34 protein-coding genes are annotated in these 26,039 nt (G+C 63.1%); 2 read left to right on the top strand and 32 right to left on the bottom strand.

Annotated features, from left to right (window positions below):
- Positions 1–50 precede the first annotated feature (50 nt).
- Both rpsK and rpsM read right to left on the bottom strand, forming a co-directional pair.
- Entirely contained in the window at positions 51–443 is a 393-nt protein-coding gene (gene rpsK / locus CEW88_RS02385) for a 30S ribosomal protein S11 (protein ID WP_072780049.1), read from the bottom strand.
- A 13-nt stretch (positions 444–456) separates the two neighbouring features.
- Positions 457–825: a 30S ribosomal protein S13 gene (gene rpsM, locus CEW88_RS02380; RefSeq protein ID WP_108964508.1), complete on the bottom strand. Its 369-nt coding sequence runs from the start codon at positions 823–825 to the stop codon at positions 457–459.
- Between the two features lie 352 nt (positions 826–1,177).
- On the opposite strand from rpsM, the gene CEW88_RS02375 reads away from it, so the two are divergent.
- Positions 1,178–1,570 (top strand): BLUF domain-containing protein, encoded by a 393-nt coding sequence (locus CEW88_RS02375; protein WP_108964507.1) that lies wholly within the window; start codon positions 1,178–1,180, stop codon positions 1,568–1,570.
- A 128-nt stretch (positions 1,571–1,698) separates the two neighbouring features.
- Here the strand turns inward: CEW88_RS02375 and CEW88_RS02370 are convergent, their stop codons facing one another.
- The 28 genes from CEW88_RS02370 to rpsL all read right to left on the bottom strand — a co-directional run bounded on the left by CEW88_RS02370 (position 1,699) and on the right by rpsL (position 19,458).
- A complete protein-coding gene (locus tag CEW88_RS02370) occupies positions 1,699–2,343 on the bottom strand; it encodes an adenylate kinase (RefSeq protein WP_108964506.1) in 645 nt (214 codons plus the stop codon).
- A complete protein-coding gene (secY, locus tag CEW88_RS02365; protein ID WP_108964505.1) occupies positions 2,340–3,704 on the bottom strand; it encodes a preprotein translocase subunit SecY in 1,365 nt (454 codons plus the stop codon). The genes CEW88_RS02370 and secY overlap by 4 nt, the downstream gene beginning before the upstream one ends.
- Positions 3,705–3,813: 109 nt before the next feature.
- Positions 3,814–4,278: a 50S ribosomal protein L15 gene (rplO, locus tag CEW88_RS02360; RefSeq protein ID WP_108964504.1), complete on the bottom strand. Its 465-nt coding sequence runs from the start codon at positions 4,276–4,278 to the stop codon at positions 3,814–3,816.
- Between the two features lie 325 nt (positions 4,279–4,603).
- On the bottom strand, positions 4,604–4,792 hold the full coding sequence (gene rpmD, locus CEW88_RS02355) for a 50S ribosomal protein L30 (protein ID WP_066104107.1): 189 nt from the start codon (positions 4,790–4,792) through the stop codon (positions 4,604–4,606).
- Between the two features lie 5 nt (positions 4,793–4,797).
- Complete coding sequence (gene rpsE / locus CEW88_RS02350) at positions 4,798–5,376, bottom strand: 30S ribosomal protein S5 (protein ID WP_108964503.1); 579 nt, start codon at positions 5,374–5,376, stop codon at positions 4,798–4,800.
- Between the two features lie 210 nt (positions 5,377–5,586).
- Positions 5,587–5,946 (bottom strand): 50S ribosomal protein L18, encoded by a 360-nt coding sequence (gene rplR / locus CEW88_RS02345; RefSeq protein WP_092424792.1) that lies wholly within the window; start codon positions 5,944–5,946, stop codon positions 5,587–5,589.
- A gap of 11 nt (positions 5,947–5,957) precedes the next feature.
- The gene (gene rplF, locus CEW88_RS02340; protein ID WP_108964502.1) at positions 5,958–6,491 is read right to left on the bottom strand and encodes a 50S ribosomal protein L6; all 534 of its coding nucleotides are present in this window, start codon (positions 6,489–6,491) and stop codon (positions 5,958–5,960) included.
- A gap of 10 nt (positions 6,492–6,501) precedes the next feature.
- Positions 6,502–6,894 (bottom strand): 30S ribosomal protein S8, encoded by a 393-nt coding sequence (gene rpsH, locus CEW88_RS02335; RefSeq protein ID WP_108964501.1) that lies wholly within the window; start codon positions 6,892–6,894, stop codon positions 6,502–6,504.
- 12 nt (positions 6,895–6,906) lie between these two features.
- Complete coding sequence (gene rpsN, locus CEW88_RS02330; protein ID WP_108964500.1) at positions 6,907–7,212, bottom strand: 30S ribosomal protein S14; 306 nt, start codon at positions 7,210–7,212, stop codon at positions 6,907–6,909.
- A 12-nt stretch (positions 7,213–7,224) separates the two neighbouring features.
- Positions 7,225–7,785: a 50S ribosomal protein L5 gene (gene rplE, locus CEW88_RS02325; RefSeq protein ID WP_095880733.1), complete on the bottom strand. Its 561-nt coding sequence runs from the start codon at positions 7,783–7,785 to the stop codon at positions 7,225–7,227.
- Positions 7,778–8,089 carry a 50S ribosomal protein L24 gene (gene rplX / locus CEW88_RS02320; RefSeq protein WP_108964499.1) on the bottom strand — a complete coding sequence of 104 codons (312 nt, stop codon included), beginning with the start codon at positions 8,087–8,089 and terminating at the stop codon, positions 7,778–7,780. Before rplX ends, rplE begins: the two co-directional genes overlap by 8 nt.
- Positions 8,089–8,457 carry a 50S ribosomal protein L14 gene (gene rplN, locus CEW88_RS02315; protein ID WP_005854833.1) on the bottom strand — a complete coding sequence of 123 codons (369 nt, stop codon included), beginning with the start codon at positions 8,455–8,457 and terminating at the stop codon, positions 8,089–8,091. The genes rplX and rplN overlap by 1 nt, the downstream gene beginning before the upstream one ends.
- A 116-nt stretch (positions 8,458–8,573) precedes the next feature.
- Positions 8,574–8,804, bottom strand: coding sequence for a 30S ribosomal protein S17 (gene rpsQ, locus CEW88_RS02310; protein WP_095880734.1), 231 nt, complete (start codon positions 8,802–8,804; stop codon positions 8,574–8,576).
- Positions 8,805–8,817: 13 nt separating this feature from the next.
- On the bottom strand, positions 8,818–9,024 hold the full coding sequence (gene rpmC, locus CEW88_RS02305; RefSeq protein ID WP_066104080.1) for a 50S ribosomal protein L29: 207 nt from the start codon (positions 9,022–9,024) through the stop codon (positions 8,818–8,820).
- 209 nt (positions 9,025–9,233) lie between these two features.
- Positions 9,234–9,854: a 2OG-Fe(II) oxygenase family protein gene (locus tag CEW88_RS02300; protein WP_108964498.1), complete on the bottom strand. Its 621-nt coding sequence runs from the start codon at positions 9,852–9,854 to the stop codon at positions 9,234–9,236.
- Positions 9,855–9,968: 114 nt separating this feature from the next.
- On the bottom strand, positions 9,969–10,382 hold the full coding sequence (rplP, locus tag CEW88_RS02295) for a 50S ribosomal protein L16 (RefSeq protein ID WP_095880736.1): 414 nt from the start codon (positions 10,380–10,382) through the stop codon (positions 9,969–9,971).
- A 13-nt stretch (positions 10,383–10,395) separates the two neighbouring features.
- A complete protein-coding gene (gene rpsC, locus CEW88_RS02290) occupies positions 10,396–11,106 on the bottom strand; it encodes a 30S ribosomal protein S3 (RefSeq protein ID WP_108964497.1) in 711 nt (236 codons plus the stop codon).
- Positions 11,106–11,486: a 50S ribosomal protein L22 gene (rplV, locus tag CEW88_RS02285; RefSeq protein WP_092424772.1), complete on the bottom strand. Its 381-nt coding sequence runs from the start codon at positions 11,484–11,486 to the stop codon at positions 11,106–11,108. Before rplV ends, rpsC begins: the two co-directional genes overlap by 1 nt.
- Positions 11,487–11,489: 3 nt before the next feature.
- A complete protein-coding gene (gene rpsS, locus CEW88_RS02280) occupies positions 11,490–11,768 on the bottom strand; it encodes a 30S ribosomal protein S19 (protein WP_092424770.1) in 279 nt (92 codons plus the stop codon).
- Between the two features lie 3 nt (positions 11,769–11,771).
- Positions 11,772–12,614, bottom strand: a complete 843-nt coding sequence (gene rplB, locus CEW88_RS02275; protein ID WP_066104062.1) for a 50S ribosomal protein L2 — start codon at positions 12,612–12,614, stop codon at positions 11,772–11,774.
- A gap of 331 nt (positions 12,615–12,945) precedes the next feature.
- Positions 12,946–13,242 (bottom strand): 50S ribosomal protein L23, encoded by a 297-nt coding sequence (locus CEW88_RS02270; protein WP_108964496.1) that lies wholly within the window; start codon positions 13,240–13,242, stop codon positions 12,946–12,948.
- Positions 13,239–13,856, bottom strand: coding sequence for a 50S ribosomal protein L4 (rplD, locus tag CEW88_RS02265; protein ID WP_108964495.1), 618 nt, complete (start codon positions 13,854–13,856; stop codon positions 13,239–13,241). The genes CEW88_RS02270 and rplD overlap by 4 nt, the downstream gene beginning before the upstream one ends.
- Positions 13,853–14,578, bottom strand: a complete 726-nt coding sequence (rplC, locus tag CEW88_RS02260; protein WP_095880741.1) for a 50S ribosomal protein L3 — start codon at positions 14,576–14,578, stop codon at positions 13,853–13,855. Before rplC ends, rplD begins: the two co-directional genes overlap by 4 nt.
- An 11-nt stretch (positions 14,579–14,589) precedes the next feature.
- Positions 14,590–14,895 (bottom strand): 30S ribosomal protein S10, encoded by a 306-nt coding sequence (gene rpsJ, locus CEW88_RS02255; RefSeq protein WP_066104052.1) that lies wholly within the window; start codon positions 14,893–14,895, stop codon positions 14,590–14,592.
- Positions 14,896–15,199: 304 nt separating this feature from the next.
- Complete coding sequence (gene tuf / locus CEW88_RS02250; RefSeq protein ID WP_092424762.1) at positions 15,200–16,375, bottom strand: elongation factor Tu; 1,176 nt, start codon at positions 16,373–16,375, stop codon at positions 15,200–15,202.
- 83 nt (positions 16,376–16,458) lie between these two features.
- Positions 16,459–18,582: an elongation factor G gene (fusA, locus tag CEW88_RS02245; protein WP_108964494.1), complete on the bottom strand. Its 2,124-nt coding sequence runs from the start codon at positions 18,580–18,582 to the stop codon at positions 16,459–16,461.
- Between the two features lie 21 nt (positions 18,583–18,603).
- Positions 18,604–19,074 carry a 30S ribosomal protein S7 gene (gene rpsG / locus CEW88_RS02240; RefSeq protein ID WP_092431391.1) on the bottom strand — a complete coding sequence of 157 codons (471 nt, stop codon included), beginning with the start codon at positions 19,072–19,074 and terminating at the stop codon, positions 18,604–18,606.
- 12 nt (positions 19,075–19,086) lie between these two features.
- The gene (gene rpsL, locus CEW88_RS02235; protein ID WP_005862801.1) at positions 19,087–19,458 is read right to left on the bottom strand and encodes a 30S ribosomal protein S12; all 372 of its coding nucleotides are present in this window, start codon (positions 19,456–19,458) and stop codon (positions 19,087–19,089) included.
- 419 nt (positions 19,459–19,877) lie between these two features.
- Here rpsL and CEW88_RS02230 point away from each other — a divergent pair, with 419 nt between their 5' ends.
- Complete coding sequence (locus CEW88_RS02230; RefSeq protein WP_108964493.1) at positions 19,878–20,693, top strand: putative rhamnosyl transferase; 816 nt, start codon at positions 19,878–19,880, stop codon at positions 20,691–20,693.
- Here the strand turns inward: CEW88_RS02230 and CEW88_RS02225 are convergent.
- On the bottom strand, positions 20,654–21,577 hold the full coding sequence (locus tag CEW88_RS02225; RefSeq protein WP_108964492.1) for a DMT family transporter: 924 nt from the start codon (positions 21,575–21,577) through the stop codon (positions 20,654–20,656). The genes CEW88_RS02230 and CEW88_RS02225 overlap by 40 nt on opposite strands.
- Positions 21,578–21,778: 201 nt before the next feature.
- On the bottom strand, positions 21,779–26,029 hold the full coding sequence (gene rpoC, locus CEW88_RS02220; protein WP_108964491.1) for a DNA-directed RNA polymerase subunit beta': 4,251 nt from the start codon (positions 26,027–26,029) through the stop codon (positions 21,779–21,781).
- Positions 26,030–26,039: the final 10 nt, after the last annotated feature.

Raw genomic sequence — 26,039 nt, 5'->3', positions numbered from 1 at the left:
AGGCAGGGCCCCGCGCGCATGGCGAGGCCCCACCCCTTAAGTAAGTCCGATCAGACGCGACGGCGCTTCGGCGGACGGCAGCCGTTGTGAGCAATCGGCGTCACGTCGCGGATCGACGTGATGTTGAAGCCCACGGCAGCCAGTGCGCGCAGAGCCGATTCACGACCCGAACCCGGGCCCTGAACTTCGACTTCAAGCGTCTTCACACCATGTTCCTGTGCCTTGCGGCCAGCATCTTCGGCGGCGAGCTGGGCAGCGTAGGGGGTCGACTTACGCGAGCCCTTGAAGCCCATGGTGCCGGCGGACGACCAGGAGATCGCGTTGCCTTGCACATCCGAGATCAGGATCTTGGTGTTGTTGAACGACGAGTTAACATGCGCCACGCCAGCGGCGATGTTCTTGGAGACCTTCTTCTTGCCTCCGCGACGGGTATCACGTGCCATTGGTCAGCCTCCCTTACTTCTTCTTGCCGGCAATCGGCTTCGCGGGGCCCTTGCGGGTACGCGCGTTGGTGTGGGTCCGCTGACCGCGGACGGGGAGGTTGCGACGGTGACGCAGGCCACGGTAGCAGCCGAGGTCCATCAGGCGCTTGATGTTCATCTGCGTCTCACGGCGCAGGTCGCCTTCGACGGTGTAGTTCGCGTCGATGTGCTCGCGGATCGCCAGAACTTCGGCGTCCGACAGCTCGTTCACGCGACGGGTCACGTCGATGTTCACGGCTTCGCAGATGGCCTGGGCGGAGGTGTCGCCGATACCGGTGATATAGGTCAGGGCGATCGGCACCCGTTTGTGAGTCGGGATGTTAACGCCGGCAATACGTGCCAAGTGTCTATTCCTTTCGTTGCGGTTCCGTAGCTCCAGAACCTTTTTTCACAACATGAGCCCGGAACGCATGCACGTCACCGGGCCTTCCGCTGATGAGGTAATCTGCAAGACGGGCGCCGCCCGCCTCGCAAACCGAGTCTCTGTAAGAGATGGGAGTGGGTATGAGGATTCGGAAAGGGCGTCAAGACCCATTCCGGAACCAATCCTCAACCTGATCTGTTTACCGTTTCATGAAGGCCACGACAACCCTCCCCCCGTCTACGAACCGGCCGCAGACTACCGCAGATCTGCTTTGCGGCGCCCCATGCCCTCCACGCGGCCCGCGCCTCTCTGACCGGGGAAGCGCAACAGCATGATCTACCAACTTCTCTATACGAGCCGCTCCGTCGCGCCGCGCGGAGGCGGCTCGGATCTCGAGATCCTCGCATCCGCGCTCACCAACAACCAAAAGCTCGGGGTGACCGGCTGCCTGCTGCGCGAGGAATCGGGTTTCTGCCAAGTGCTGGAAGGCGCAAAGGATACCGTGCGCGGGCTCTTCGAGCACATCCGCAAGGACGAGAGGCACTTTTGCGTGACCGAGAGGATAAACCGCCTGGTGCCGGCACGCAGCTTCGCGAGCTGGAGCATGTGCTATGGCGCGCTGTCCGCCGAGGACCACGCCTTCCTGTCGCGGCGCTTCGCCGGAGAGGCGCGCAATCTCGCGCTGGTCTTCGACCGGGTGCGCGCAATCGCGGTGGCGAGCTGACCTTCTGGGGGTGATTTTCTGAAAGAAAGTGGGGGCGCCGCCCCCGTCCGCTGGAGCGGACTCCCCCGGGTATTTTCGCCGAGAAGAAAGGCGCGGCCCGGGGGAGCTGTTGCGTCAGGGCCTTGGCGTCAGGCCTTGAGCTTTTCCGCGATGGCGGTCTTCACCTCGGCGATCTCGCCGAGCCCGTCGACGCGGGTGTGCTGGCCCTTGGCATAGTAATAGCCGATCAGCGGCGACGTCTGCTTGTAGTACTCCATCAGCCGCTTCTGCAGCGCCTGCGCATTGTCGTCGGCGCGGCGCTTGAACTCGGTGCCGCCGCAGACGGTGCACTTGCCATCGGACGGGATCGGCTTGGTGAGATCGTTGTAGACCTCTCCGCAAGAACCGCAGGTCGAGCGAGCGGTGATGCGCTGCACCAGCGCATCGTCGTTCACCCGCAGCTCGACGACCTTGTCGAGTCTCTGGCCCTGCTCTTCGAGCAGCTCGGCCAAAGCATCCGCCTGCTTCAGCGTGCGCGGGAAGCCATCGAAGATGTAGCCCGCCGAGGGGTTCTCTTCGAGCTTCTCGCGGATCAGGCCGATGACGATCTCGTCCGTGACGAGTTCGCCCCGGGCCATCACCTCGGCGACCTTCTTGCCCATCTCGGTGCCGCTGTCCTTGGCTTCGCGCAGCATGTCACCGGTCGAAAGCTGGATCATGCCGCGCTCTTCCACGAGGATCCGGGCCTGAGTGCCCTTGCCTGCGCCGGGCGGTCCAAGAAGAATGATATTCATCGCCGTGCGGGTCCCTTCCGTTTGCGTGCCTTGCCCTTGCCGCGCAGCTGCGACTTCTGGATCAGGCCTTCGTATTGATGTGCGAGCAGGTGGCTCTGGACCTGCTGGATCGTGTCCATGGTCACCGAGACCACGATCAAGACCGAAGTGCCGCCGAAGTAGAACGGGATCGCGAACTGCGAGCGCAGGATCTCGGGCAGCAGGCAGACCAGGGTCAGATAGGCCGCGCCGAGCACGAGCACGCGGTTGACCACGTATTCGAGGTGCTCCGCGGTTCGCTTACCCGGGCGGATGCCGGGAATGAAACCATTCTGGTTCTTCAGGTTGTCGGCGACTTCCTCCGTCTTGAACGACACGTTGTGCGTGTAGAAATAGGCGAAGAAGATGATCATTGCCGCGAAGAACAGCAGGTAGAGCGGCTGACCCGGACCGAAGTAAGCGAGGATCGTCGACATGATCGGACCGGTCGAGCCAGCCTGGCTGAAGGTCGCGATCGTGGTCGGCAGCAGCAGCAGCGAGCTGGCGAAAATCGCCGGGATCACGCCCGCCGGGTTCACCTTGATCGGCAGGTGCGACTGCTGGGCCTCGGTCATTCTCATGCCGACTTGGCGGCGCGGGTATTGGATGGTGATCTTGCGCAGCGCCCGTTCCATGAACACCACGAACATGATCACCACGACCACCATGACAATCACGCCGATGATCAGCGCCGGCGAGATCGCGCCCGAGCGGCCCGAGGCGAAGAACTGTGCCAGGGCGGCGGGGATCTCGGCGATGATGCCGACGAAGATGATGAGAGAGATGCCGTTGCCGATGCCGCGGGCGGTGATCTGCTCCCCCAGCCACATCAGGAACATCGTGCCGCCGACAAGGGTGATCACCACCGCAGCGCGGAAGTACCAGCCCGGATCATGGGCAAGATCGCCGGCCTCGAGGCTGACCGCAAGCCCGTAGGCTTGGAACAGCGCGAGAGCCACCGTGCCGTAGCGGGTGTACTGGTTGATCTTCTTGCGGCCCTGGTCGCCCTCTTTCTTCAGCTGCTCAAGCGCCGGCACCATGGCCGTCAGGAGCTGAACGATGATCGAGGCGGAGATGTAGGGCATGATGCCGAGGGCAAAGATGCCCATGCGTCCCAGCGCACCACCGGTGAACATCGACACCATGCCGCCGATGCCTTGGCCGGCCTGTTCCATGAACTGGCGCAGCGCGGTGCCGTCGATGCCCGGAACCGGGATGTACGTGCCGAGTCGGTAGACGACCAGCAGCCCCAGCGTGAAGAAGATGCGGTTGCGAAGGTCCGTCGCCTTGCCGAGCGCCGCCCAGCTGGTATTGGCGGCCATTTGTTCCACAGCGGATGCCATGAGGGTCCTCTCTCAGACGAAACGCCGCCGGGGCGCTTTCCGGCTCCGGCGGCGTTCGTGGAAAACATGGGGCCTTATGTAAGCGGCTCAAGAGCCGCTCACAACCCGCTTATTCAGCCGCGACTGCGGTCTTCAGCGCGCCACCTGCCTTCTCGACCGCCTCGACAGCGGCTTTCGAAGCGCCGGTCACCTCGATGGTGAGAGCGGCGGTGACGTCACCTTTCGCGAGAACGCGAATACCGTCGAGCTTGCGGCGCACCAGGCCGGACGCAACGAGGCTGTCCTCGTTGATCGACGCGGCGTCGAGCTTGCCTGCTTCGACGAATTTCTGGATCAGGCCCAGGTTCACGACAGCGTAGGACTTCCGGTTCGGCTTGTTGAAGCCGCGCTTCGGAAGACGCTGGTACAGCGGCATCTGGCCACCTTCGTAGCCGTTGATGGCCACACCCGAACGGGATTTCTGACCCTTGATACCACGGCCACCGGTCTTGCCCTTGCCGGAGCCCGGGCCGCGGCCGATGCGTTTCTTGGAGCGGGTTGCGCCCTCGTTGTCGCGCAGTTCGTGCAGTTTCATGTCGCTTCTCCTTGCCGGATGTGCCCCCCAGCGACGGATGGAGCAACCACGGCATTAGACGGTTAAGGATTCGGAGCCAGACTCGGGGAGCCGGCCACCGGGGGCGTATAGCGTCCGAGACGGAACGGCGCAAGGGATTAGCCAAGGTCGCGCCGGCACCGCATCCTTTTGGTTGCGGAGTGTCACCGGAAATTCGTTGAGATCAGGTTAACGAGCAAATCCCTTCGAAGAGATTCGCTGGCCAGTCCCCTGCCCGGGGAGCGGCGCAAAAGAAAACGCCCCGGCATGAGGTCCGGGGCGCTTCCGAGATTGGCGAAGGAACGGCTCAGCCGCGCTCTTCGATGATCTCTACCAGGTGCGGGATCTTGCGAACCATGCCGCGCACGGCGGGGGTGTCCTCAAGCTCGCGGGTCTTGTTCATCTTGTTCAGACCCAGGCCGATCAGCGTCTGGCGCTGCACGGCGGGACGACGGATCGGCGAGCCGATCTGCTTCACAACGATGGTCTTAGCCATGGATCTCAGGCCTCCTCAGCCACTTGCGACGATTCCGCGGGGGCCTCGTCACGCTTGGGAAGGATGTCTGCCACCTTCTTGCCGCGACGCTGAGCGACGCTGCGGGGCGAGTTGACCTTTTCCAGTGCGTTCAGCGTGGCGCGGATCATGTTGTAGGGGTTCTGCGAGCCGATCGACTTGGCGACCACGTCGTGCACGCCCAGCATCTCGAACACTGCACGCATCGGACCACCGGCGATGATACCGGTACCTTGCGGTGCGGTGCGCATCACCACACGGCCAGCGCCGTGACGGCCTTCGATGTCGTGGTGCAGCGTGCGGCCTTCGCGCAGCGGCACGCGAATCATCTTGCGCTTGGCTTGCTCGGTGGCCTTGCGGATGGCCTCGGGGACCTCCTTGGCCTTGCCCTTGCCGAAGCCCACGCGGCCCTTCTGGTCGCCGACGACGACGAGCGCGGCGAAGCCGAAACGCTTACCGCCCTTGACGGTTTTGGACACGCGGTTGATCGCGACAAGGCGATCTGCGAATTCCGGGGCTTCGTCGCGTTCGCGACGGTTCCCGCGGCGGTTATCACGTTCTGCCATCAGGCATCCCTTTTTTCAGGTTGGCGCGTGGCGGACCGGAGCAGAGCCCGGGCCACATCGGCACCGATTGGTCCAATCCAGGTGATCGCCGAAGAAGCTTCGGAGTCGATCCCGGATCATCGAGGCGTTCCCGCCTGCAAAAGCGCAAGGCGGGTACGAGCCCCGCCTTGCGGATTGTCGATCAAGCGGCAGGCAAGCCCGCCGCGGTGATCAGATTTTCAGACCTGCTTCGCGGGCTGCGTCGGCCAGAGCCTTGACGCGACCGTGGAAGAGGAAACCGCCGCGGTCGAAGTAGGCTTCTTCCACACCGGCTTTCTTCGCGCGCTCGGCAATCGCGGCGCCGACCTTCTGGGCGGCTTCCACGGTGCCTTTGCCGACGACGCCCAGATCCTTCTCGAGCGAGGAGGCTGCGGCCAGGGTCACGCCCTGGATGTCGTCGATCAGCTGCACGCTGATGTTCTTGTTCGAGCGGTGCACCGACAGGCGAACACGCCCGGCGTTGACCTTGCGAAGCTTGTTCCGGACGCGCAGGCGGCGCTTTAGGAACAGTTCCCGTTTGCTGAGTGCCATTTTTCGCGTCCTTACTTCTTCTTGCCTTCCTTGGCGAAGATGTATTCGCCCTTATAGCGAATACCCTTGCCTTTGTAGGGCTCGGGGCGGCGCCAGTCGCGGATGTTCGCCGCAACCTGACCGACTTCCTGGAGATCGTGACCTTCGACGATGATCTCGGTCGGCTTCGGCGTGGTGACCGTGATGCCGGCGGGGATGTCGAAGTTCACATCGTGGCTGTAGCCCAGGTTCAGCTTCAGGACGTTGCCCTGAACCGCGGCGCGGTAACCCACACCCTGGATCTCGAGCTCTTTCTTGAAGGTGTTCTGAACACCGTGGACCATGTTCCCGATCACGGTGCGGGACATGCCCCACTGCTGGCGGGCGCGCTTGGAATTGCCGCGCGGCGCCACAGTGATGGTGTTGTCCTCGACCGCAATGGTCACGTCGTCGGTCGCGTTGAAGGTCTGGGTGCCTTTCGGGCCCTTCACTTCGACGGTCTGGCCGGAGACGGATGCGGAAACACCCGACGGCAGCTCGACCGGTTTTTTACCAATACGAGACATAAGCCCCTCCTTAGAAGACCGTGCAGAGCACCTCGCCGCCGACATTGGCAGCGCGGGCATTTGCGTCCGACATCACACCCTTCGGCGTGCTGACAATCGACAGACCGAGGCCCTGGCGGACCTGCGGGATGTCACTGACACCCATGTAGACGCGGCGACCGGGCTTGGAGACCCGCTTCACTTCGCGAATGACGGGGGTGCCGTCGAAGTACTTCAGGCTGATTTCGAGCGTGCCGTGGCCGCGCTCGTCGGTGCTTTTTTCGTAGCCGCGGATGTAGCCTTCGTCCTTGAGGACGTCGAGCACCCAGGCACGCAGCTTCGAGGCGGGGGTCGACACGGTCGACTTGCCACGCATCTGCGCGTTACGGATACGGGTGAGCATATCGCCGATAGGATCGTTCATCGTATACCCTCCTTACCAGCTCGACTTGACCACACCGGGAAGCTGACCGTTCGAGCCGAGCTCGCGCAGGGCGATACGGCTGATCTTCAGCTTGCGGTAGTAGGCGTGGGGACGACCGGTCAGTTGGCAACGGTTGTGCAGACGGGTCGGCGAGGAGTTGCGCGGCAGTTTCGCCAGTTCAAGGCGAGCCTTGAAGCGCTCTTCCATCGGTTTGCTTTCGTCGGTCGCGATCTCTTTCAGAGCGGCGCGCTTGGCGGCGTATTGCTCCACCAGCTTCTGCCGCTTCTTCTCGCGTTCGATCATGGATTTTTTGGCCATGTGTCTCGCTCCTCAGGCGTTGAAGGGCATGTTGAAATGCTTCAACAGCGCCTTGGCTTCCGCGTCGGTCTTGGCGGTCGTGGTGATGATCACGTCGATACCCCAAACCTCATCGACCTTGTCGAATTCGATTTCAGGGAAGACGATGTGCTCCTTGATGCCCATGGCGAAGTTGCCACGGCCGTCGAAGGACGGCTTCACACCACGGAAGTCGCGGATACGCGGCATCGCGATGTTGATCAGGCGATCGAGGAAGTCGTACATCCGGTCACCGCGAAGGGTAACCTTGGCACCGAGCGGCATGTCTTCACGGACGCGGAAGCCGGCGATCGACTTCTTCGCCTTGGTGGTGACGGCCAGCTGACCGGCGATCTGGGTCAGGTCTTCCTGAGCCGACTTCGCCTTCTTGGAGTCGCGCACGGCTTCTGCGCCGCAGCCGATGTTCAGAACGATCTTGTCGAGTGCAGGAGCCTGCATCGCGTTCTTGTAGCCGAACTCTTCGATGAGAGCGGCTTTGATCGACTCGCGGTACTGCGTCTTAAGACGCGGCGTGTAGGTCGCGGTATCAAGCATCGATCACGTCCCCCGTGGTCTTGGCGAAGCGAACCTTCTTGTCACCTTCCATGCGGAAGCCGACGCGGGTTGCCTTGCCGTTGGCATCGACGATGGCCAGGTTCGACAGGTCGAGCGGCATGGCTTTCGACACGCGGCCACCCTGCGACGTCTGGCTCTGACGGGTGTGACGGACGGCCATGTTCACGCCGCCGACAACAGCCTTGCCAGCCTTGGGATCGACGGATTCGATGGTGCCGGTCTTGCCCTTGTCCTTGCCGGACAGAACGATGACCTTGTCACCTTTGCGGAGTTTGGCAGCCATTACAGCACCTCCGGCGCGAGCGAGATGATCTTCATGAAGTTCTTCGCGCGCAGTTCGCGAACCACCGGCCCGAAAATGCGGGTGCCGACAGGCTCGCCCGAGTTGTTCAGGATGACGGCCGCATTGCGGTCGAAGCGGATCGACGTGCCATCTTCACGACGAACTTCCTTGGCGGTGCGCACGACGACGGCCTTGCGGACGTCACCTTTTTTCACGCGGCCGCGCGGAATGGCCTCTTTCACCGAGACGACGATGATGTCGCCGACCGATGCGTAGCGGCGATGCGAGCCGCCGAGGACCTTGATGCACTGAACTTTCCGGGCACCGGAATTGTCAGCAACATCCAGATTGGTCTGCATCTGGATCATTTGGTTTCTCCCGACCTTTGGGGGTTGTTCTTGGTCTACCCCCCAGGGTTTCGATGATGCTGGGCACCATCGCAGGAAACGTCTGGACCCCGATCAGATGACCGGGGCTTGGACGTTTACTCTGCGATAACTTCCCAGCGCTTCGTCTTGGACTTCGGCGCGCATTCGATGATGCGGACCGTATCGCCAACAGCGAATTTCTCAGCTTCGTCGTGAGCCCGGTACTTCTTGGACTTACGGATGGTCTTTTGCATGACCGGGTGCTTGAAGCGACGCTCGACCGAAACGGTGACGGTCTGTGCGTTTGCCGTGGAGGTCACGGTGCCTTGCAGGATACGCTTGGGCATGAGTTAGCCTCCCTTACTCGGTTGCTGCCGCGCCGGCGGCTTTTTGGTTCAGCACGGTGTTGACGCGGGCAACGTCGCGGCGCACCTGGCGGATGCGTGCGGTGTTCTCGAGAGCGCCGGTCGCTTTCTGGAAGCGCAGGTTGAACGCTTCCTTTTTCAGCGCGACGAGCTCATCCCGGAGCTGGTCCGGGGTCTTGTTCGCAAGTTCTTTGGCGTCCATATGGTCGCTCCTTCGTTTCAACATCACCGGAGAGCCCCGTCGTGTTACGGGTCACCCTGATTCCCGGTGGAGGTGGATGAGCGCGCGATATAGGCCAGATTCCGGACCATGACAACCCTGTAAAACAAGGGCTCACGCGCATGGCTGGCTTGTCCGGGGCGGGGGCAGGAACGCCGCCCCCCCACCCCTAGCGGGAAGCCCGGGCGGGATTACTCCCACTTGTAGTTGAAGCTGACCGAGATGCGCTCGTCGTCGGACATGTTCATCGGCACCTCGTGGCGCAGCCAGCTTTCCCAAAGCAGCACGTCGCCCACGGCGGGGGCCTCGTAGACGAAGGCCTTCAGCTCCTCGCGGCAACCCTTCCTGCGCGTGGGAGCGGCCATCATCATCGGCAGGCGGGGATCCTCGAGCTTGAGCGCGCTGGCACCCTCGGGCATCGAGGCATAGGTCGTGCCCGAAATCACCGAATGCGGGTGAATGTGCGAGCTGTGCGTGCCGCCCTCGGGCAGGATGTTGATCCAGAGATCCTCGAGCACCAACTTCTTGTCGCCCAGCTCGAACTCGAGATCCTCGGCAAAGGCGGCGACATGGGCGTCGAGGGACTTCACCAGATCACCGAAGATCGGAAAGCGCCAAGGCAGGTCCGTCAGCGAGGCATAGGAGGTGTAACCCGGGTAATCGTTGGCTTCGCACCATTCCTGGCCGGCCTCGTCGTCCTCGGCGATGGAATAGCACGAGCCCTCGAGCTCGTCCGCGTCGATCGCGGGACCGTACTCCGAAAGCTGGGCACGATAGAGGCGTGTGGCGAAGAGAGAGCGGATCTGGGCCATGGCACTGTCCTGAAGCGGTTGCGGCGGCGGGTCTCCCCTGCCCCGTGGATTGGAACGGAAAACCCCCGCCGATCGCTCGGCGGGGGCTTGTCTCATGCGGTCATCCCGAAGGGATTACCAGTCCTCGCGAACCACGACGCGCGACTTGATCGGCAGTTTCATCGCCGCCAGACGCAGCGCCTCGCGGGCGACGTCCTCGGGAACACCGTCGATCTCGAACATCACGCGGCCCGGCTTCACTTTGCAGGCCCAGTAATCCACGGAACCTTTACCCTTACCCATACGAACTTCGGTGGGCTTGGAGGTCACGGGGGTGTCCGGGAAGATACGGATCCAGACCCGGCCCTGACGCTTCATGTGGCGGGTCATCGCGCGGCGAGCCGCTTCGATCTGACGAGCCGTCACACGCTCGGGCTGAAGAGCCTTCAGGCCAAAGTGGCCGAAGTTCAGGTCGGAACCGCCCTTGGCCTCACCCTTGATGCGGCCCTTGAACATCTTCCGGAATTTAGTGCGTTTCGGTTGAAGCATTTCTCAAACCTCCTCAGCGACGGCCGCCCATGGCGCCGCGCGGAGCCGGACCGTCCTGCAGTTCCTGCGACTTGCGTTCGCGGGCAGAGGGGTCATGCTCCATGATCTCGCCTTTGAAGATCCAGACCTTGATCCCGATGATACCATAGGGGGTCGTTGCTTCAACGTGCGAGTAATCGATGTCGGCGCGCAGGGTGTGCAGGGGCACACGACCTTCGCGATACCATTCGGTACGAGCGATCTCGGCACCGCCGAGACGACCAGCGACGTTCACGCGGATGCCCAGGGCGCCCATGCGCATGGCGTTTTGCACGGCACGCTTCATGGCACGACGGAAGGACACACGACGCTCGAGCTGTTGCGCGATGCTCTCACCCACGAGGCGGGCGTCGAGCTCGGGCTTGCGCACTTCAACGATGTTGAGGTGCAGCTCGGAGTCGGTCATGTTGGCAAGCTTTTTGCGCAGGACTTCGATGTCCGCGCCTTTCTTGCCGATGATGACACCGGGGCGTGCGGTGTGGATCGTGACGCGGCACTTCTTGTGCGGACGCTCGATGATCACACGTGCGACGCCGGCCTGCTTGCACTCTTCGTGGATGAAATCGCGGATCGCGAGGTCTTCCAGAAGCAGATCACCGTAGTCTTTGGTGTCAGCGTACCAGCGGCTGTCCCAGGTGCGGTTCACCTGAAGGCGCATGCCGATCGGATTGGTCTTGTTACCCATTAGGCTTGCTCCTCGACCTGACGCACCTTGATGGTGAGTTCCGAGAACGGCTTGTTGATGCGGCCGAAGCGGCCACGTGCACGCGGACGGCCGCGCTTCATCACAAGGTTCTTGCCCACGTAGGCTTCGGCGACGACGAGTTCATCGACGTCCAGCCCGTGGTTGTTCTCGGCGTTCGCGATAGCGGACTGAAGGCACTTCTTCACGTCCACGGCGATCCGCTTCTTCGAGAAGGTCAGGTCCGTGAGGGCCCGCTCGACCTTCTTGCCACGGATCAGCGCGGCCACCAGGTTCAGCTTCTGGGGCGAAGTGCGCAGCATGCGCAGCTTTGCCATCGCCTCGTTGTCCGCCACGCGGCGGGGATTCTTATCCTTGCCCATGGCTTACTTCCTCTTGGCTTTTTTGTCAGCCGCGTGGCCATAATAGGTCCGGGTCGGCGAGTACTCACCGAACTTCTGACCGATCATGTCTTCGGTGACATTGACGGGAACATGCTTCTGGCCGTTGTAGACCGCGAACGTCAGACCCACGAACTGGGGCAGGATCGTCGAGCGGCGCGACCAGATTTTGATGACTTCGTTCTTGCCAGATTCGCGAACCTTCTCGGCCTTTTTCAGGACGTAGGCGTCAACGAACGGGCCTTTCCAAACAGAGCGCGTCATGGATTACCGCCCCTTCTTCTTAGCGTGGCGCGAGCGGATGATCAGCTTCTGCGACGCCTTGTTGGTGTTGCGGGTACGCTTGCCCTTGGTCGGCTTGCCCCACGGGGTCACCGGGTGACGACCACCCGAGGTACGACCCTCACCACCACCGTGCGGGTGGTCGATCGGGTTCATAACGACGCCGCGGACCGACGGACGCTTGCCATAGTGGCGGTTACGACCGGCTTTACCGAGGTTCTGGTTCGAGTTGTCGGGGTTCGACACGGCACCGATGGTGGCCATGCATTCCTGACGAACCATGCGCAGCTCGCCCGAGGAGAGGCGGATCTGAGCGTAGCCACCGTCACGACCGACGAACTGGGCATAGGTGCCCGCGGCGCGTGCGATCTGGCCGCCCTTGCCGGGCTTCAGCTCGATGTTGTGGACGATCGTACCGATCGGCATGCCCGAGAAGGGCATCGCGTTGCCGGGCTTGATGTCGGCTTTGGCCGACGCCACGACGCGGTCGCCGATGGCGAGACGCTGCGGTGCCAGGATGTAGGCCTGCTCGCCGTCGTCATACTGGACGAGGGCGATGAATGCGGTCCGGTTCGGGTCGTATTCGATGCGGGCCACGGTGGCCGACACGTCGAACTTGTTCCGCTTGAAGTCCACGATGCGATAGAGACGCTTCGCGCCACCGCCGCGGCGGCGTGCGGTGATCCGTCCGGTGTTGTTCCGGCCGCCCGATTTCGTCAGACCCTCGGTGAGGGCCTTGACGGGACGTCCTTTATACAGCTCCGAACGGTCGATCAGCACCAGCCCGCGCTGGCCCGGCGTCGTCGGCTTGTACGACTTAAGTGCCATGCTTTCTGTCTTCCGTTGTAATGCGACATCACCCGCGTATCGGGTGTGCCGGAGTTTAGCCCCCCGAAGGTGGCCGTGTCATAGGGCCCCGAAGGTCCCCGGCGATCTGTTCTTGCGAACAAAAGCTAAGCCCCGGACGAATCCGGGGCTCAGCGGATGGCCTGCTCTAGTCAAAGAGTCGGCTGACGTCAAGCGCATCCCCTGTCGCAGGCCCGCTCGGAGCCCTTATTTGCCGAGGCTTCGGGCAACTTGCACCCTCCCCTCCCCGGCCGGGAAAGTGGAAAAGCCCCCGCGGATGCGAGGGCTTTCCCGAAGTGGTCGAAGACGACGATCAGAGACCGGTGGTCACGTCGATCGTGTTGCCCTCTTCGAGGGTAACATAGGCCTTCTTGACGTCGTTCCGCTTGCCGATCTGGCCGCGGAAACGCTTCACCTTGCCCTTGGTGATGGTGGTGTTCACCGCCTTCACCTTCACGCCGAAGAGCGCCTCGACGGCCTCTTTGACCTGGGGTTTGGTCGAGTCGATCGACACTTCGAAGACCACGGTGCCGTTCTCGCCGACCATGGTGGTTTTCTCGGTGATGATCGGCTTGCGGATCACGTCGTAGTGGTGTGCCTTAGCGGTCATTTCAGTCGAGCCTCCAGAGCTTCGACACCCGCCTTGGTGATCACCAGGGTGTCACGCTTGAGGATGTCATACACGTTGGCGCCGACGGAGGGCAGCACGTCCAGACCTTCGATGTTCGCGGCGGCGCGGGCAAAGCCCTCGTTCACTGCGGCACCGTCGATCACCAGAGCGCGCTTCCAGCCCAGGTTCTTCACCTGTGCCGCCAGCGTCTTGGTCTTGCCGTCGGTCTCGGCGTTCTCGATGATCACGAGCGCGCCGGTCTTGGCTTTCGCCGAGAGGGCCAGCTTGAGGCCGAGAGCACGGACCTTCTTGGGCAGGTCATGCGCGTGGCTGCGCGGGGTCGGACCCTTGTAGATACCACCCTTGCGGAAGATCGGCGCCTTGCGCGAACCGTGGCGTGCGCCGCCGGTGCCCTTCTGGCGATAGATCTTCTTGGTCGAGTAGCTCACTTCCGAGCGGGTCTTGACCTTGTGCGTACCGGCCTGGGCCTTGTTACGCTGCCAGCGAACCACACGGTGCAGAATGTCGGCGCGCGGCTCGAGATCAAAGATCGCGTCCGTCAGCTCGACTTCGCCCGCGGCACCGCCGTCGAGTTTGATCACGTCGAGTTTCATTCGTCGCCTTCCTTCTCTTCGGCTGCGGCTTCAGCAGGAGCTGCAGCGGATTTCAGGCCGGCCGGCAGAGCAGCGTTCTCGGGGAACGGCTTCTTCACGGCGTCCTTGATGGTCACCCAGCCGCCTTTGGAGCCCGGCACCGCGCCCTTGATCATGATGATGCCGCGATCGGCATCGGTCTTCACGACCTGCAGGTTCTGCGTGGTGACACGGACGGCACCCATGTGGCCGGCCATTTTCTTGCCTTTGAAGACCTTGCCCGGGTCCTGACACTGACCGGTCGAACCGTGCGAACGGTGCGAGATCGACACGCCGTGCGATGCACGAAGACCACCGAAGTTGTGGCGCTTCATGGCACCGGCAAAGCCCTTACCGATGGTCGTGCCGGCAACGTCGACATACTGACCTTCGAAGTAGTGCTCGGCCGAGATCTCTTCGCCGACGGCGATGAGGTTCTCTGCGTCGACGCGGAATTCCGCGATCTTCCGCTTCGGTTCAACCTTAGCCGCGGCGAAGTGGCCGCGCATGGCCTTCGACACGTTCTTGGCCTTTGCCGCACCGGCGCCGAGCTGAACGGCGCTGTAGCCGTCCTTGTCAGCGGTCCGCTGTGCGACGACCTGGCAACCTTCGAGTTGGAGGACGGTCACAGGGATCTGCTTGCCGTCTTCCATGAAAAGCCGGGTCATGCCGACTTTCTTTGCGATAACTCCAGAGCGCAACATCATCTGCCCCCTTACACCTTGATCTCGACGTCCACGCCGGCCGCCAGGTCGAGCTTCATGAGCGCGTCCACGGTCTGCGGGGTCGGATCGACGATGTCGAGCAGACGCTTGTGCGTGCGGATCTCGAACTGATCGCGGGATTTCTTGTTCACGTGCGGGCCACGCAGAACGGTGAATTTCTCAATCTTGTTCGGCAGCGGGATCGGGCCGCGAACAGTAGCGCCTGTGCGCTTGGCGGTGTTCACGATTTCCTGCGTCGATGCATCGAGGACGCGGTAATCGAACGCCTTGAGCCGGATACGGATGTTCTGGTTCATCGAACAGTCCTATTTTGGCGTTGAGGTTGAGAGGAGGATGGACGCGCATCGCCGCACCCTCATCGAACCTAAAAGGCGGGGAATCACCCCGCCCTTCACGACCCGTGGGTCGTTGCGCGCGTATACGTCCGAGAGACTTGCTTGACAAGCCCCAGACCACAGGCGCAGCGCGGGTATTTCCGCATTTCGGCTTTGCCCGGACGGCAGATGCCCTTCCCGGCGGCCTTCGGAACGGGAAAAGGGGCCGCCCGATGGGCGGCCCCTTCGCAATGCCCGCCCGGTCCGAGGACCGAGCAGAAGCGCATCACTCGATGATTTTCGACACGACGCCGGAGCCGACGGTGCGGCCGCCTTCGCGGATTGCGAAGCGCAGACCATCTTCCATGGCGATCGGGGCGATCAGTTCCACGGCGAACTTCAGGTTGTCGCCGGGCATGACCATCTCGGTGCCCTCGGGGAGGGTCACGGTGCCGGTCACGTCCGTGGTGCGGAAGTAGAACTGCGGACGGTAGTTCGCGAAGAACGGCGTGTGACGGCCGCCTTCTTCCTTGGTCAGGATGTAGACCTCGGCTTCGAACTTGGTGTGCGGCTTGACCGAACCCGGCTTGCAGAGAACCTGGCCACGCTCAACGCCTTCGCGGTCGATGCCGCGCAGCAGGGCGCCGATGTTGTCGCCGGCTTCACCGCGGTCGAGCAGCTTGCGGAACATTTCCACACCGGTGCAGGTGGTCTTCTTGGTGTCGCGGATGCCGACGATTTCCAGTTCGTCGCCGACGTTCACAACGCCACGCTCCACGCGGCCGGTGACCACGGTGCCGCGGCCCGAGATCGAGAACACGTCTTCGATCGGCATCAGGAACGGCTGGTCCACGGCACGTGCCGGCTGCGGGATGTACTCATCCACGGCCGCCATCAGTTCGCGGATCTTGTTCTCGCCGATTTCCGGGTCACGGCCTTCCATCGCGGCCAGAGCCGAGCCGGCGATGACGGGGATGTCGTCGCCCGGGAAGTCGTAAGCCGACAGCAGTTCGCGGATTTCCATCTCGACGAGCTCGAGCAGCTCTTCGTCGTCGACCTGGTCAACCTTGTTCATGAACACGACCATGGCGGGGATGCCCACCTGGCGGCCCAGAAGGATGTGCTCGCGGGTCTGCGGCATGGGGCCGTCAGCTGCGTTCACAACCAGGATCGCGCCGTCCATCTGCGCCGCGCCGGTGATCATGTTCTTCACGTAGTCGGCGTGGCCGGGGCAGTCCACGTGCGCGTAGTGACGCGCGTCGGTCTCGTATTCCACGTGCGCGGTCGAGATCGTGATGCCGCGTGCCTTTTCTTCCGGCGCGCCGTCGATCTGGTCGTACGCGCGGAAGTCACCGAAGTACTTGGTGATCGCTGCGGTCAGCGTGGTCTTGCCGTGGTCAACGTGACCGATCGTGCCGATGTTGCAGTGCGGTTTGCCGCGCTCAAACTTTTCCTTTGCCATGATGGCCTCCTTGGTCAGTGGCGGTGCGTGTGATCACGCACCCTACGGGGGGTAGGGTGCGGGGCTGGGCCCCGCACCGCTGCTTATGCGTATTTCGCCTGGATCTCGTCCGAGATGTTCTGCGGAACCGGATCGTAATGGTCGAACTGCATCGTGAACTGCGCGCGGCCCGAGGACATGGAGCGCAGGGTGTTGATGTAGCCGAACATGTTGGCCAGCGGCACGAAGGCCTGAACTGCGACGGCGTTGCCGCGCGGCTCCTGACCGGACACCTGGCCGCGGCGGGAGGTGAGGTCACCGATGATCGAACCGGTGTACTCTTCCGGCGTGACCACCTCGACCTTCATCATCGGCTCGAGCAGCTTCGCGCCGGCCTTGCGCAGACCTTCGCGCATTGCCATCCGCGCCGCGATTTCGAAGGCCAGAACCGAGGAGTCCACGTCGTGGAACTTGCCGTCGATCAGCGCGACCTTGAAGTCGATCACCGGGAAGCCTGCCAGCGGACCGGAGTCCATGACCGACTTGATGCCCTTTTCGACGCCCGGGATGTATTCCTTCGGAACCGCACCACCGACGATCTTGGACTCGAACGAGTAGCCTTCGCCCGCTTCGGTTGGGCTGATGACCAGCTTGACCTCTGCGAACTGACCCGAACCACCCGACTGTTTCTTGTGGGTGTAGGTGTGCTCGATCTCGTGACCTATGGTCTCGCGATAGGCCACCTGCGGGGCACCGATGTTGGCTTCGACCTTGAACTCGCGCTTCAGGCGGTCGACGAGAATGTCGAGGTGAAGTTCGCCCATGCCCTTCATGATGGTCTGACCGGACTCGAGGTCGGTCTCGACGCGGAAGGAGGGGTCTTCTGCGGCCAGACGGGCCAGACCCTGGGACATCTTCTCCTGGTCGTTCTTCGTCTTCGGCTCGACCGCGATCTCGATCACCGGATCGGGGAAGGTCATGGTTTCGAGAACCACTTGCTTCTGAGCGTCGCAGAGGGTGTCACCGGTGGTGGTCTCTTTGAGGCCAGCCAGCGCGATGATGTCGCCTGCAAACGCTTCTTCGATCTCTTCCCGGTTGTTCGAGTGCATCATCATCATACGACCGATGCGCTCTTTCTTGCCCTTGGTCGAGTTCATGATCGAATCGCCCTTCTTCATCGTACCGGAGTAGATACGGGTGAAGGTGAGCGAGCCCACGAAGGGGTCGTTCATGATCTTGAACGCAAGGCCCGAGAAAGGTGCTTCGTCCGACGCGCGGCGCTCGATGTTCCGGGTCTCGGTCTCGTCGTCGGGCGAGAAGCCCATGTACGGCGGAACGTCGAGGGGACCGGGCAGGAAGTCGACCACAGCGTTGAGCAGGGGCTGAACGCCCTTGTTCTTAAACGCCGAGCCACCCAGGACCGGAACGAAGGACAGCGACAGCGTGCCCTTGCGGATCAGGTTGCGCAGGGTCGGAACGTCGGGCTCTTCGCCTTCGAGGTAGGCTTCCATCGCCGCATCGTCTTGCTCAACGGCATGCTCGATGAGGTGCGAACGCCACTCGTCTGCCACGTCCTTCAGGTCGTCACGGATCGGCTGACGCACCCAGGATGCGCCGAGGTCTTCGCCCTGCCAGACCCACTCTTCCATGGTCACGAGGTCGACGATGCCTTCGAGCTGGTCTTCCGCACCGATCGGGAAGTTGACGGGGACCGGGATTGCGCCCGTGCGGTCCTTGATCATCTTCACGCAGTTGAAGAAGTCAGCGCCGATCTTGTCCATCTTGTTGACGAACACGATGCGCGGCACCTTGTAGCGGTCAGCCTGACGCCACACGGTTTCGGTCTGCGGCTCCACGCCGGCGTTGCCGTCGAGAAGGCAGATCGCACCGTCGAGCACGGCCAGCGAACGCTCGACTTCGATGGTGAAGTCAACGTGGCCGGGAGTGTCGATGATGTTGTAGCGGAATTTCGTGTCCGAGGTACCTTCCTCGGTCGGATCTTCCTGCCACTGCCAGAAGGTGGTGGTCGCAGCGGACGTGATCGTGATGCCGCGCTCCTGCTCCTGCTCCATCCAGTCCATGGTGGCTGCGCCATCGTGGACTTCGCCGATTTTGTGCGAGCGGCCGGTGTAGTACAGGATGCGTTCCGTGGTCGTGGTCTTGCCCGCGTCGATGTGGGCCATGATCCCGAAGTTGCGGTAACGCTGGAGGGGATATTCGCGTGCCATGGTGGTCTGCCTTTCCGGAGATTACCAGCGGTAGTGGCTGAACGCTTTGTTTGCGTCGGCCATCTTGTGGGTGTCTTCGCGCTTCTTAACAGCGGAGCCACGGGATTGCACGGCATCCAGGAGCTCGCCTGCGAGGCGCTCTTCCATGGTGTGCTCGTTGCGGGCGCGCGAGGCTGCGATCAGCCAGCGGATGGCCAGGGCCTCACGGCGCTCGGGGCGCACTTCGACGGGGACCTGGTAGGTGGCACCACCAACGCGGCGCGAACGAACTTCGACGGCCGGCTTGATGTTGTCCAGAGCCTCGTGGAACACTTCCACGGGCGCGCGCTTCACCTTGCCTTCGACGCGCTCGAGGGCGTTGTAGACGATGCGCTCTGCGACCGACTTCTTGCCGTCGATCATCAGGTTGTTCATGAATTTGGTCAGAACCCGGTCGCCATACTTGGCGTCGGGCAGGACTTCGCGTTTTTCAGCGGCGTGACGACGAGACATTTATATATCCTCTTACTTCGGACGCTTCGCGCCGTACTTCGAGCGACGCTGCTTACGGTCTTTGACGCCCTGGGTATCCAGAACACCGCGCAGGATGTGGTAACGGACACCCGGAAGGTCTTTCACACGGCCGCCGCGGATGAGCACAACCGAGTGCTCCTGCAGGTTGTGCGATTCACCCGGGATGTAGGAGATGACTTCGTAGCCATTGGTCAGACGCACCTTGGCCACCTTACGCATTGCCGAGTTCGGCTTCTTCGGCGTGGTGGTGTAGACGCGGGTGCAGACGCCGCGCTTCTGCGGGCACTGCTCGAGGTGCTGCGACTTCGAACGTTTAACTTTCGGCTGCCGCGGCTTGCGGATCAGCTGTTGGATCGTGGGCATATGGGTTGTTCCCCGTAATTCTCACATATGTGGTGCACGGGGAGCCCCCCATGCGGTTCAATCGACAAGGCGCCCCACGCGTCCGCAGGTCACCGGTGATGCGCCGAAGGTCCGAAGACCTCAGGGTGGATACCCCACAAACGACGCAAAACCGCATACGTCCCCGGGCACGGGTGACGTCGCGGTGGGTCTCCAGAGGATCGGGGCCAGGGACGCCGATCTTGACCACTGTAGTTCTGTAGAATGCGGCGGACGCACTGGGGCCTCCGCCGGATTGAGGCGCGTATAGGGGGAGTCGCTGTGCTTGTCAACAAGCCCCGCCCCGGGGCATCACGCCCGCTCTGGACGCCTCCCGGCACTTGCCGGCACGGGGCCACGATGCCAAGCATGGCCGGGACGTTTCACGCGGGAGCCGCCCCATGCAGATCATTGGCCTGTGCCGATTTTCCTATCCCGCCGAGGGCGGGTTCCAGGTCGAGCACGAGACCATCGAGGAGCGCATCGCCTACCTCTACTCCTCCGCGCGGATGGAGGAGAGGCTGCGCCATTTCGAGTGTATCTGCCTGCCCGGGCTGAAGGCCCAGACAGACCCGGATTTCATCTTCCTCGTGCTCGTTGGCGAGGACATGCCGCGGCCTTACTTTGACCGCTTGCAGGCCCTGCTGAGCGACTTTCCGCAGGCCCGCATCGTCAGCCGCCCGCCCGGGCCGCACCGGCAGGTCTGCCAGCAGGTGATCAACGCCGCGCGGGATATGTCGCAGCCCTGTCTCCAGTTCCGCCATGACGACGACGACGCTGTCGCGGTCAGCTTCGTCGAGGATCTGCGGGCCACCGCCCTCGACATCTCGGCCTTGCGCGCGAAGCACCGGCTGGTGGCGCTGGACTGGATCCGCGGCTTTGTCGGCAGGCCCGATGCTGACGGGCTTCGCGCAGAGCCTTGCATGACTCCCTTCTGGGGCGTGGCGCAGGCGGTAGCAGTCGCGCCCGGGGTGCGGCAGAGCGTCATGAACTTCGGCCACAACAAGCTGAACCGCTTTATGCCGGCGCTCAGCTTCTCCGATCGCCCGATGTACCTGCGCGGGCACAACGACCACAACGATTCACGCCAGAAGGCGCATGTGAGGCCCGTCGCCCTGCCCCGGCTCGATCCCGCGGGAGAGGCAGAGATGAACCGCCTCTTCGCGATTGATGCCGATCATATCCGCCGTGTATTCGCCCCCGCCGCCGCGAGCTGAGCCCTTGCCTCGGCGCGCGCCAGCTGCCGCTCGCGCCAGAGCGTGAAGCTGCCCATCGCGACGATCACCGCCGCGCCGAGAAGAGTCATGGGGTGCGGCAGTTCGCCCCAGAGCACCAGCCCCAGGAGCAGTGCCCAGAGCAAGCCGGTGTAGCGAAAGGGGGCCACGAAGCCGACATCGCCCACCCGCATCACCATGACGCTGAGCGTGTAGCCGATGACGATGAGCAGCGAGGTCCCCAGCATCAGCGCCGCGAGCCGCGCATCGAGCGCCTGCCAGTCCTCGCCCAGCGACCAGACCGTGGCAAAGAGCATGACGAACACCGATGACGACAGTGTCACCTGCATGCTCGGAAGCGCAGGCGAGAGCCGCCGCGTCGTCAGGTCTCGCAGGGTCACCGCGCCGACCGCCAGCAGCGCATAGACCGAATGGGCATTGAAGCCCTCGGTGCCCGGGCGCACGATGAGCAGCATGCCGCAGAAGCCGCCCGCTATGGCCAGCCAGCGCCGCCAGCCCACCGGCTCCCCGAAAAACACCGCGCTGCCGAGCGTCACCGTCAGCGGCAGCATCTGCAAAAGCGCGGTGGCATTGGCGAGCGGCATGTTCCGCAGCGCCGTCAGGAAGAAATAGGCCGAGCCGCATTCGGCGATCCCGCGCAGCAGCATGAGCCCCGCGTCGCGCAGCGCGGGGCGGTGGCGGAAGGCGCCAAGGCGCATCGCCAGCCAACCGATGAAGAGACTCGCGACGATCCCCCGCAGCACCAGCACCTGCGACAATGGCAGGGCGGTCCCGATCGCCTTCACGCAGGCGTCGCTGAAGGTGAAGGCGGCCATGTTCCCGATCATCAGGAGCATGCCGCGGCCATTGTCGGACATGCGGTTCATGGCCAAATCGCTAGCACCGCCCCTGCGCCGCCACCATCAAAAACATGCGACGATGCCGCGCCCGCCTTCCCTCGGGGTCAAAATACCCCCGTCGGCGCGTGGCTGCAGGTTGGGGGCAGAGGCTCCTCCCCTTCCCTGAAAAGAAAAAGGCCCCCGCACCGGAGTGCGGGGGCCCGAAGCCTTTCGCCGTGCGGCGCGCGATTACTCGCGGCTTTCCGGCGTGTCCACGACCAGCGTGTCGAACTCGTCGCCACCGATCACGTCGCTCGACGAGGCGTCGGGAGCGGCCAGCAGCGCGGCCTGTTCGGCCTCGTCGCGGCGCACTTCGATCACCTTGTTGTCGCGCTCGGTCGCGATGCGACGCACCCGCTGGGTCGCGCCACCGGTGCCCGCCGGGATCAGGCGGCCCACGATGACGTTCTCCTTGAGGCCGACCAGCTTGTCCTTCTTGCCCTGCACCGAAGCCTCGGTGAGCACGCGGGTGGTCTCCTGGAAGGAGGCCGCCGAGATGAACGAGCGGGTCTGCAGCGACGCCTTGGTGATGCCGAGGAGGATCGGTTCGCCGGTGGCCGGACGGCCGCCCTTCTTCTCGATCTTCTCGTTGACCGCGTCGAACTCCGCCTTGTCCACGTGCTCGCCCTTGAGCAGCGTGGTGTCGCCGGAGTCGTGGATTTCCCACTTCTGCAGCATCTGACGGACGATGACCTCGACGTGCTTGTCGTTGATCTTCACGCCCTGCAGTCGATAGACGTCCTGGACTTCGTCGATCATGTAGTTCGCCAGAGCCTCGACACCCATGATGGCCAGGATGTCATGCGGCGCCGGGTTGCCGTCCATGATGTAGTCGCCCTTCTGGACGTAATCGCCCTCGACCACCGGAATGTGCTTGCCCTTCGGAATCATGTATTCCTTGGGCTCCAGCGTGTCGTCGACTGGGTCGATCGCGATGCGGCGCTTGTTCTTGTAGTCCTTGCCGAAGCGCACGTAGCCGTCGATCTCGGCGATGATGGCGTGGTCCTTCGGACGACGCGCCTCGAAGAGTTCGGCCACACGCGGCAGACCACCGGTGATGTCCTTCGTCTTCGCGCCCTCGCGCGGGATACGCGCCAGAACGTCACCGGCCTTGATCTCCTGACCTTCTTCACAGGACAGGATGGCATCCACCGACATCGGGTAGGTCAGCGGGTTGCCGGCCGCGTTGCGCACGGGCTCGCCGTCGGCATCCATCAGGATGATCTCCGGCTTGAGCTCGTTGCCCTTCGGTGCCGCACGCCAGTCGATCACGATCTTCTGGGTCATGCCGGTCGCTTCGTCGGTCTCGTCGCGGACAGCCACACCTGCGGAGAGGTCGACGTGCTTCGCGATACCATCCGCTTCCGCCAGGATCGGCAGGGTGTAGGGATCCCATTCGAACAGCTTGTCGCCGCGCTTGACCGACTGGCCTTCCTTGACGAACAGCTTGGTGCCGTAGCCGAGCTTGTGGCTCGCACGTTCCTTGCCGTCCTCGCCCATGATCCGCAGCTTCATGTTGCGGCCCATGACGAGAGTTTCGCCGATGGAGTTCTCGAGGGTCGAGGCACTCTCGAACTCGATCACACCTTCCTGAGACGCTTCCTGGAACGACTGCTGGCCACCCTGGGCAACGCCGCCGATGTGGAAGGTCCGCATCGTCAGCTGGGTGCCGGGTTCACCGATCGACTGCGCGGCGATGATGCCGACAGCTTCACCGGTGTTGACCATGGTGCCGCGCGCGAGGTCACGGCCGTAGCACATGGCGCAGACGCCCTCTTCGGCCTCACAGGTCAGCGGCGAGCGGATGCGCGTGGACTGCACGGCCGCTTCGTCGATGGTGTCGGCCATGCGCTCGTCGATGAGCTGTCCAGCCCGGACCAGAACCTCACCCGTGACCGGATGCGGGATATCGTCCGCAGCCACACGGCCCAGGATACGCTCCGCCAGCGATGCGACGACTTCGCCGTCGTTGACAGCCGCTTCCGCGGTGATCGCGCGGTCGGTGCCGCAGTCGTGCGAGCGCACGATGCAGTCCTGCGCCACGTCCACCAGACGACGGGTCAGGTACCCCGAGTTCGCCGTCTTCAGAGCGGTATCCGACAGACCCTTACGGGCACCGTGGGTCGAGTTGAAGTACTCGAGAACGGTCAGGCCTTCCTTGAAGTTCGAGATGATCGGGGTCTCGATGATGTCGCCATTCGGCTTCGCCATCAGGCCGCGCATCCCGCCCAACTGCTTCATCTGGGTGACCGAGCCACGCGCACCGGAGTGGGCCATCATGTAGACCGAGTTCGGCTCCATTTCCGACCCGTCCTCGGCGCGCTTGTTCGCCGAGATGGTGTTCATCATGGCGTCGGTGACCTTGTCGTTGCACTTCGACCAGGCGTCCACGACCTTGTTGTACTTCTCGCCCTGGGTGATCAGACCGTCGAGATACTGCTGCTCGAAGTCCTTCACCTGGTCGCGGGTTTCCTCAACGAGGGTCCACTTGCTGTCGGGGATAACCATATCGTCCTTGCCGAACGAGATGCCCGCGCGGAATGCTTCCTTGAAGCCCATCGACATGATCTGGTCGCAGAAGATGACCGACTCTTTCTGGCCGCAGTAGCGGTAGACGGTGTCGATGACCTTCTGAACGTCCTTCTTACGCAGCAGCGTGTTGACCAGGTCGAACGGAGCCTTGGCGTTCATCGGCAGCAGCGCGCCGAGGCGCACGCGGCCCGGGGTCGTCTCGTAACGCTTGACGACCTCGTTGCCCTCTTCGTCGATCTGCTTCACGCGGCATTCGATCTTGGCGTGCAGGTGCACTTCGCCAGCCGTCAGGGCGTGCTCAACCTCTTCGATGTTGGAGAACTTCATCCCCTCGCCCTTCATGCCTTCGCGCATGATGGTCGTGTAGTAGAGGCCAAGGATCATATCCTGCGACGGCACGATGATCGGGCTGCCGTTTGCAGGCGACAGCACGTTGTTCGTGGACATCATCAGGACGCGCGCCTCGAGCTGCGCTTCGAGCGACAGCGGCACGTGAACGGCCATCTGGTCACCATCGAAGTCGGCGTTGAACGCCGAGCAGACGAGCGGGTGCAGTTGGATGGCCTTGCCTTCGATCAGCTGGGGTTCGAACGCCTGGATGCCCAGACGGTGCAGCGTCGGCGCGCGGTTCAGCAGAACCGGGTGCTCGCGGATGACCTCGTCAAGGATGTCCCAGACTTCGGGGCGCTCTTTCTCGACCAGCTTCTTCGCCTGCTTCACGGTGCTGGACAGGCCCTTGGCCTCCAGCCGCGAGTAGATGAAGGGCTTGAAGAGTTCGAGCGCCATCTTCTTTGGCAGGCCGCACTGGTGCAGCTTGAGTTCCGGACCGGTCACGATGACCGAACGGCCCGAGAAGTCGACGCGCTTGCCCAGGAGGTTCTGACGGAAGCGGCCCTGCTTGCCCTTGAGCATGTCCGAGAGCGACTTCAGCGGGCGCTTGTTGGCGCCGGTGATGACGCGGCCGCGGCGGCCGTTGTCGAACAGAGCGTCGACGGCTTCCTGCAGCATCCGCTTTTCGTTGCGGACGATGATGTCCGGCGCGCGCAGTTCGATCAGCCGCTTGAGGCGGTTGTTCCGGTTGATCACGCGGCGGTACAGGTCGTTGAGATCCGAGGTCGCGAAGCGGCCACCATCGAGCGGCACAAGCGGGCGCAGTTCGGGCGGGATGACCGGAATCACCGTGAGGATCATCCACTCAGGGCGGTTGCCCGACTCGAGGAAGGACTCAACCACCTTGAGGCGCTTGATGATCTTCTTGGGTTTCAGCTCGCCGGTGGCTTCCTTGAGGTCCGCACGCAGCTGCTCGGCCTCGGCTTCGAGGTCGATTGCGGCGAGCATCTCGCGGATGGCCTCGGCACCGATGTTGGCGCTGAACGCGTCGGCACCGTATTGGTCCTGCGCGTCGAGGAACTCGTCCTCGGTCATCATCTGGCCGTAGGTCAGGTCGGTCAGGCCCGGCTCGATCACCACGTAGTTCTCGAAGTACAGCACGCGCTCGAGGTCACGCAGCGTCATGTCCAGCATGAGGCCGATGCGCGAGGGCAGCGACTTCAGGAACCAGATGTGCGCGCAGGGAGCTGCGAGCTCGATGTGGCCCATGCGCTCGCGGCGCACTTTCTGAAGGGTGACTTCGACGCCGCACTTCTCGCAGACGACGCCGCGGTACTTCATGCGCTTGTACTTGCCGCACAGGCACTCGTAGTCCTTGATCGGGCCGAAGATGCGCGCGCAGAACAGGCCGTCACGCTCGGGCTTGAACGTGCGGTAGTTGATCGTCTCGGGTTTCTTGATCTCGCCGTAGGACCACGAGAGGATCCGCTCGGGCGACGCCAGCGACACCTTGATCTCGTCGAAGACCTTGGGCGGCGTCAGCGGGTTGAACGGGTTGTTCGTCAGTTCCTGGTTCATGTCGTCTTCC

The organism is Alloyangia pacifica (assembly GCF_003111685.1).
Taxonomy (GTDB): domain Bacteria; phylum Pseudomonadota; class Alphaproteobacteria; order Rhodobacterales; family Rhodobacteraceae; genus Salipiger; species Salipiger pacificus_A.
The sequence above is the reverse complement of the archived record's forward strand: the minus strand, read 5'-3'. Positions and strand labels throughout refer to the sequence as shown.

Coding starts and splice junctions, on each gene's coding strand:
- rpsK (WP_072780049.1), bottom strand. CDS start 443: ATGGCACGTGATACCCGTCGCGGAGGCAAGAAGAAGGTCTCCAAGAAC.
- CEW88_RS02375 (WP_108964507.1), top strand. CDS start 1,178: ATGATCTACCAACTTCTCTATACGAGCCGCTCCGTCGCGCCGCGCGGA.
- CEW88_RS02370 (WP_108964506.1), bottom strand. CDS start 2,343: ATGAATATCATTCTTCTTGGACCGCCCGGCGCAGGCAAGGGCACTCAG.
- secY (WP_108964505.1), bottom strand. CDS start 3,704: ATGGCATCCGCTGTGGAACAAATGGCCGCCAATACCAGCTGGGCGGCG.
- rplO (WP_108964504.1), bottom strand. CDS start 4,278: ATGAAACTGCACGAACTGCGCGACAACGAGGGCGCAACCCGCTCCAAG.
- rpmD (WP_066104107.1), bottom strand. CDS start 4,792: ATGGCTAAGACCATCGTTGTGAAGCAGATCGGCTCGCCGATCCGTCGT.
- rpsE (WP_108964503.1), bottom strand. CDS start 5,376: ATGGCAGAACGTGATAACCGCCGCGGGAACCGTCGCGAACGCGACGAA.
- rplR (WP_092424792.1), bottom strand. CDS start 5,946: ATGGCACTCAGCAAACGGGAACTGTTCCTAAAGCGCCGCCTGCGCGTC.
- rplF (WP_108964502.1), bottom strand. CDS start 6,491: ATGTCTCGTATTGGTAAAAAACCGGTCGAGCTGCCGTCGGGTGTTTCC.
- rpsH (WP_108964501.1), bottom strand. CDS start 6,894: ATGAACGATCCTATCGGCGATATGCTCACCCGTATCCGTAACGCGCAG.
- rpsN (WP_108964500.1), bottom strand. CDS start 7,212: ATGGCCAAAAAATCCATGATCGAACGCGAGAAGAAGCGGCAGAAGCTG.
- rplE (WP_095880733.1), bottom strand. CDS start 7,785: ATGCTTGATACCGCGACCTACACGCCGCGTCTTAAGACGCAGTACCGC.
- rplX (WP_108964499.1), bottom strand. CDS start 8,089: ATGGCTGCCAAACTCCGCAAAGGTGACAAGGTCATCGTTCTGTCCGGC.
- rplN (WP_005854833.1), bottom strand. CDS start 8,457: ATGATCCAGATGCAGACCAATCTGGATGTTGCTGACAATTCCGGTGCC.
- rpsQ (WP_095880734.1), bottom strand. CDS start 8,804: ATGCCCAAGCGTATCCTGCAAGGCACCGTGACCTCCACGGCAAACGCA.
- rpmC (WP_066104080.1), bottom strand. CDS start 9,024: ATGGACGCCAAAGAACTTGCGAACAAGACCCCGGACCAGCTCCGGGAT.
- CEW88_RS02300 (WP_108964498.1), bottom strand. CDS start 9,854: ATGGCCCAGATCCGCTCTCTCTTCGCCACACGCCTCTATCGTGCCCAG.
- rplP (WP_095880736.1), bottom strand. CDS start 10,382: ATGCTTCAACCGAAACGCACTAAATTCCGGAAGATGTTCAAGGGCCGC.
- rpsC (WP_108964497.1), bottom strand. CDS start 11,106: ATGGGTAACAAGACCAATCCGATCGGCATGCGCCTTCAGGTGAACCGC.
- rplV (WP_092424772.1), bottom strand. CDS start 11,486: ATGGGCAAGGATAAGAATCCCCGCCGCGTGGCGGACAACGAGGCGATG.
- rpsS (WP_092424770.1), bottom strand. CDS start 11,768: ATGACGCGCTCTGTTTGGAAAGGCCCGTTCGTTGACGCCTACGTCCTG.
- rplB (WP_066104062.1), bottom strand. CDS start 12,614: ATGGCACTTAAGTCGTACAAGCCGACGACGCCGGGCCAGCGCGGGCTG.
- CEW88_RS02270 (WP_108964496.1), bottom strand. CDS start 13,242: ATGACCGCTAAGGCACACCACTACGACGTGATCCGCAAGCCGATCATC.
- rplD (WP_108964495.1), bottom strand. CDS start 13,856: ATGAAACTCGACGTGATCAAACTCGACGGCGGTGCCGCGGGCGAAGTC.
- rplC (WP_095880741.1), bottom strand. CDS start 14,578: ATGTTGCGCTCTGGAGTTATCGCAAAGAAAGTCGGCATGACCCGGCTT.
- rpsJ (WP_066104052.1), bottom strand. CDS start 14,895: ATGAACCAGAACATCCGTATCCGGCTCAAGGCGTTCGATTACCGCGTC.
- tuf (WP_092424762.1), bottom strand. CDS start 16,375: ATGGCAAAGGAAAAGTTTGAGCGCGGCAAACCGCACTGCAACATCGGC.
- fusA (WP_108964494.1), bottom strand. CDS start 18,582: ATGGCACGCGAATATCCCCTCCAGCGTTACCGCAACTTCGGGATCATG.
- rpsG (WP_092431391.1), bottom strand. CDS start 19,074: ATGTCTCGTCGTCACGCCGCTGAAAAACGCGAAGTCCTGCCCGACGCC.
- rpsL (WP_005862801.1), bottom strand. CDS start 19,458: ATGCCCACGATCCAACAGCTGATCCGCAAGCCGCGGCAGCCGAAAGTT.
- CEW88_RS02230 (WP_108964493.1), top strand. CDS start 19,878: ATGCAGATCATTGGCCTGTGCCGATTTTCCTATCCCGCCGAGGGCGGG.
- CEW88_RS02225 (WP_108964492.1), bottom strand. CDS start 21,577: ATGAACCGCATGTCCGACAATGGCCGCGGCATGCTCCTGATGATCGGG.
- rpoC (WP_108964491.1), bottom strand. CDS start 26,029: ATGAACCAGGAACTGACGAACAACCCGTTCAACCCGCTGACGCCGCCC.